This window comes from Paenibacillus sp. 01T422 (assembly GCF_056398785.1).
In genome coordinates this window covers 1-4,963 of sequence record NZ_JBFTQB010000457.1, presented here as the reverse complement: position 1 = coordinate 4,963, position 4,963 = coordinate 1, and the positions used below count along the sequence as shown (strand labels likewise).

The 4,963-nt window shown below is 45.2% G+C and carries 6 protein-coding genes; all 6 read left to right on the top strand.

Annotated features, from left to right (window positions below):
• Positions 1–521: GTPase Era (gene era / locus AC1DUA_RS23035; RefSeq protein ID WP_477501989.1), on the top strand; the 521-nt coding region annotated here is incomplete at its 5' end.
• Positions 522–617: 96 nt separating this feature from the next.
• Positions 618–770 carry a YqzL family protein gene (locus AC1DUA_RS23030; protein ID WP_127451872.1) on the top strand — a complete coding sequence of 51 codons (153 nt, stop codon included), beginning with the start codon at positions 618–620 and terminating at the stop codon, positions 768–770.
• A gap of 45 nt (positions 771–815) precedes the next feature.
• Entirely contained in the window at positions 816–1,565 is a 750-nt protein-coding gene (gene recO, locus AC1DUA_RS23025) for a DNA repair protein RecO (RefSeq protein ID WP_477501988.1), read from the top strand.
• Positions 1,566–1,748: 183 nt separating this feature from the next.
• Positions 1,749–2,564 (top strand): pyruvate, water dikinase regulatory protein, encoded by an 816-nt coding sequence (locus tag AC1DUA_RS23020; RefSeq protein ID WP_145656981.1) that lies wholly within the window; start codon positions 1,749–1,751, stop codon positions 2,562–2,564.
• A gap of 92 nt (positions 2,565–2,656) precedes the next feature.
• Positions 2,657–3,121, top strand: a complete 465-nt coding sequence (locus AC1DUA_RS23015; protein WP_477501987.1) for a YaiI/YqxD family protein — start codon at positions 2,657–2,659, stop codon at positions 3,119–3,121.
• Between the two features lie 49 nt (positions 3,122–3,170).
• Positions 3,171–4,963 (top strand): DNA primase (gene dnaG, locus AC1DUA_RS23010; RefSeq protein WP_477501986.1); only part of this gene is annotated, 1,793 nt, incomplete at its 3' end.

The window sequence follows — 4,963 nt, the reverse complement described above, 5'->3', positions numbered from 1 at the left end:
ACCTTGTACAGCCAGAAGCGCTGCTTGCTATCATTACGCAATACAAAGATCTATATAATTTTGCAGAAATTGTGCCGGTTTCGGCGCTTAAAGGCAATAATGTAACGACACTTTTAGAGCAAATTATTAAATATTTACCTGAAGGACCACAGTACTATCCTGCCGATCAGATCACTGATCATCCGGAGCAGTTCGTGTGCGCAGAGCTTGTTCGTGAGAAAATACTGCATTTGACCCGTGAAGAAATCCCGCATTCCATTGCTGTCCAAATCGAGGATATGCGTGTTGAACCCAACGGTGTTGTGCATATTTCAGCCGTTATATTTGTTGAACGCGATTCCCAAAAAGGTATCGTAATCGGCAAACAAGGGAGCCTGCTCAAAGAAATCGGCCGTCAAGCCCGTAGAGATATCGAGACACTGCTTGGCTCCAAGACCTTCCTAGAGCTTTGGGTGAAGGTCAAGAAAGACTGGAGAAATCAAGACAGAGTGTTGAAGGATCTCGGTTTCCGCCACGATTAATTGGCGATTACCTAAGAGTTCCAGTTATTTGTCCGCATAGAGAAGCTTTCTCTGCACATCCTATGAACATCACGTTCGATGGGGAGGATGCTGAACATGAAAGACTTTTCGTGGACGTATTTTTCAAAGACCGGTGATGTAGATGCCTACCTTTTGTACAAACAAGTTACCGGGCAACCCGGCATGGACACGGATGTACAGGAAGAGGATCAAAGTAATGAAGAGCCGCTCGAAGGTCTGAATTTGTAAGTGAACGATTCGTAAACTCAGAGCGGCATACATGGGGGAAATCATTTGCTGCGTAGTGTACAGGGGATCGTACTCCGTAGTATGGACTATGGAGAGGGGAACAAGATCATTAGTCTGTTCACCCCCGAGCTAGGTAAGGTTGGAGTCATGGCTCGGGGTGCGAAGAAAGTGAAAAGTAGACATGCCGCCGTTACGCAGCTTTTTACGTACGGCGATTTTGTTTTTTTTAAAACACGCGGTCAAATGGGATCTTTGAATTCTGCGGAAATCATTGAAGCCCATCACGCTTTGCGAGAAGATTTGCATATGTCAGCACATGCCTCTTATTTGGCTGAAATGACGGACCGCATGCTTGGCGATGAAGAAGGCAGCACATATCTGTTTGAACAGCTGAAAGCAGGCTTAATGGCGATCGAAGAGGGCAAGGACATGCAAATCGTTGTTCACCTCTATGAAATGAAAATGTTTGAGTTGGCAGGTTATTTGCCTGTCACGGACGCTTGCGTTTCTTGCGGTGAAACCTCGGGAATCACACACTTCAGCCCTGCCATGGGCGGAACTTTGTGCAGCAGATGTCGCTATAAGGATACGGTCGCGATTAGTGTAGGGGAAGGCACGCTCAAGCTGCTTAAACTATTCCCCCGCATGGATATGCGTAGACTTGGTGCTGTTCAGGTCAAGGATGAAACGAAGGCGCAGCTCAAGACATGTATGATGACTTATATGGATATACATATCGGAGTAAAATGGAAATCAAGAGACTTTATCGAACAAATGGAAAAATACAATATATAAACTTGGTCTAATTTGACATGTGTTGTTCGCTTTGATATGATGTGGTGGAAAACACCTCGCCTTTGTGCTGTCCGCATATCGGTGAGTTTTTTTATGCTTACGTTCTGTTCAAATCTACTTCACATACAAATGCTAATGTAGGGCCTAGTCCCTGCTGATATGGTTGAAAGGGGCTATAGGAAAATGGATCATCCATTACCTACTCGGGTTTATGTCGTTTCTGACTCTGTTGGGGAAACAGGGGAGTCTGTTGTACGCGCTGCTGCCATGCAATTTCATCCGGTTCCTGTGGAGATTGTAAGAGCGCCGTTTATCCATGATATCGAAGGCATCGATAAAGTGATTAATGCGATTCGCATTCATGGCGGTATCGTTGTTTTTACCTTGGTCATACCGGAATTGCGTGACGATCTTATTGCCAAAGCAAAAGAGCATGGCATTCCGCATATTGATCTTCTAGGACCCGTGGTGAACACCTTAGGGCAAGCGCTGCGCCAAGAGCCGCGTAGGCAGCCAGGGATGATCCATCCGCTCGATGAGGACTATTTTAAAAAGGTTGAGGCCGTTGAGTTTGCGGTTAAATATGATGATGGCCGGGATTTTAGCGGTATTCAAAAAGCAGATATCATCCTTCTGGGCGTGTCCCGCACTTCCAAAACTCCTTTATCCATGTATTTAGCCCACAAAAGGTTTAAAGTGGCTAACGTACCTTTAGTGCCAGAAATGCAGCCTCCTGCTGCTATCTATACCGTTGCAAAGGATAAAATTATCGGCCTTCGGATTGATCCGGATAAATTGAATGTTATTCGCCAAGAACGGCTTCGGACACTTGGACTTGCAGAAAATGCAACCTATGCGAATGTAGAACGTATTAAAATAGAACTGGCTTTTGCTGACAAAATTATGAGCAAAATCGGTTGTGTGATCTTCGATGTCTCGAATCGCGCCGTTGAGGAAACGGCAAGTCTGGTTATGGATCATATTGAACGGGTTCAATAAGGTTTTATGTTTCTACTTGCAGGATTTTTTAGAAGTTCATCGTATATAATAGTACGGTGAGATTTCGTCAAAAAGGGCGTGGGCTGAACCGTATGGGTGCGAGAAGTATAATCGTTGATGCCGATGCTTGTCCCGTCAAAACCGAAATAGAAGAAGCAGGCAGGCAGTTCGGTGTACAAGTTGTGTTAGTTGCTTCGTTCGATCATCGGATGAAGATGAACCCTGGTGTTCGAGTCGTACAAGTGGACCGTTCCGATCAATCTGTTGATTTGTACATCGCCAATCAAATTAAATCTGGTGATATTTTGGTGACACAGGATTTCGGTCTCGCAGCGCTTGGGTTAGCGAAAGGCTCGTATTGTTTGACGAATCGGGGTCAGGAATATACGGACAGCTCGATTGATTTCTTATTGGATCGTCGTCATACTTCAGCAAAAATGCGCAGAGCGGGCAAGCATTCAAAGGGTCCAAAACCCTTTACTGACGAGGATCGTAAATATTTTCTACATGGTTTGACAAAACTTTTAAAAAAATTGCAGGAAATCGAAAATGAGTAGCGAATAGTACTTAGTCGGAAAAGCGACCTGAATTGTGGGTGGAAATAACATGAGGTACGGACGCATACCTGAAGAGGTCATTGAGGCTGTACTGAAACGCCATGACATCGTTGATGTAATTGGCAGGCACGTACATTTGAGTAAACAAGGGCATTATATGAAAGGACTATGTCCTTTCCATTCAGAAAAAAGTCCTTCATTCACTGTCACGCCGGAAAAACAGATCTATCGTTGTTTCGGGTGTAATGTAGGCGGGAATTTAATTCGTTTCGTTATGGAAATAGAGGGGCTAAGTTTCTCAGAAGCCATTACTAAGCTAGCGGAAGAAGCGGATATCCCGATTACGTGGGAAGAAGCGTCCGAGGAGCAGACAGAGCAGCAGCAAGAGAAAGCAACCCTGCTGAAAGCTTATGATTTTGCAGCTAAACTTTATCATTATATTTTAGGCAATACAGAGCAAGGCAAAGTTGCAAAAGGGTATTTGGCTTCAAGAGGTATTTCTGATAAGCTGATCGATACGTTTCAAATCGGTTATGCCCCTGCAATGTGGGATACGTTAGTCCAGCAGCTAGTGAAACGTGAGTTTGATCTCACTCTGATGGAAAAGGGCGGATTAATTTCGGCCAAACACGAAGGAACTGGCTACGTGGACAAATTTAGGGAGCGCATCATGTTCCCCATCTGCGATGCAGCCGGCAAGGTCATTGCTTTTGGCGGGAGGTCAATGGGCGATGCTCAACCTAAGTATCTAAACAGTCCCGAGTCTACTCTCTTTAATAAAAGCAGGACCATGTACAATCTTCACTTGGCTAGACCTAATATGCGAAAGCTGCAACAAGCGGTCCTTTTTGAAGGCTACGTAGACGTGATTAAAGCTTGGGAAGCAGGGATTAGCAACGGGGTCGCCACGATGGGGACTGCACTGACCAAAGAACACGCGGCGCTGCTGAACCGCAACGCTGACCAAATCGTCGTATGTTACGATGGCGATAATGCCGGACAATCGGCTGCTTTCAAAAGCATTCCGATACTAGAAGAAACGGGAAGCCGAGTTACCGTAGCTATGCTGCCGGATGGCAAAGACCCAGATGATTATGTAAAACAATATGGTTTTGACCGATTCGTGCGGGAGATTATTGAACCTGCCGTACCATCGATGAAATATAAGCTTTTGTACATCCGCAAAAATTTTAAGTTGCATGAGGACGGTGACCGACTTCGTTATCTGCAATCCGCTGTGAAGTTAATTAGTGATCTACACTCTCCAATGGAACGAGAACATTACTTGAAGCAGTTGGCTTCTGAATTCCCAGATTCCTCGTATGAGGCGATGAAGTTAGACCTTCACGAAATCTTGCTGCAATCGGAAAAAAACCGACCAGATGGGGATAATAAACCAATTCTGTGGAATAATGTTATGAATAATGGGAGAACAGCGGAACGAACACGCAAGAAAACGCCTTCGCTTTTGCCAGCTTATCACAATGCTGAACGATTGATTTTGGCTGTTATGATGCATGATCGCGATGTTTGCGCACATGTGGAAGTGCAGTTAGGAGATCAATTCAACGTTGAAGCTCACGCAGTCTTAGCTGCTTATTTATATGCTTACTACGCTCAGAATGCTGAGCCGGATGCAAGCCGATACATTGCCATGCTGCAAGACGAACAGCTGGAGAGCTTGGCCAGTTCCATCGTAATGATGGGAGCGGGTCACGGAATGAACGAACAAGTGATTGACGACTATATTCGCCAAATTCGTAAAGTTCCAATGCAAGAAGAAATTGAACGCAAGATAGAAGAACGGGTTCGCGCCGAGCGCGCGGGTGACCATCTTCGAGC

Coding starts and splice junctions, on each gene's coding strand:
- AC1DUA_RS23030 (WP_127451872.1), top strand. CDS start 618: ATGAAAGACTTTTCGTGGACGTATTTTTCAAAGACCGGTGATGTAGAT.
- AC1DUA_RS23020 (WP_145656981.1), top strand. CDS start 1,749: ATGGATCATCCATTACCTACTCGGGTTTATGTCGTTTCTGACTCTGTT.
- AC1DUA_RS23015 (WP_477501987.1), top strand. CDS start 2,657: ATGGGTGCGAGAAGTATAATCGTTGATGCCGATGCTTGTCCCGTCAAA.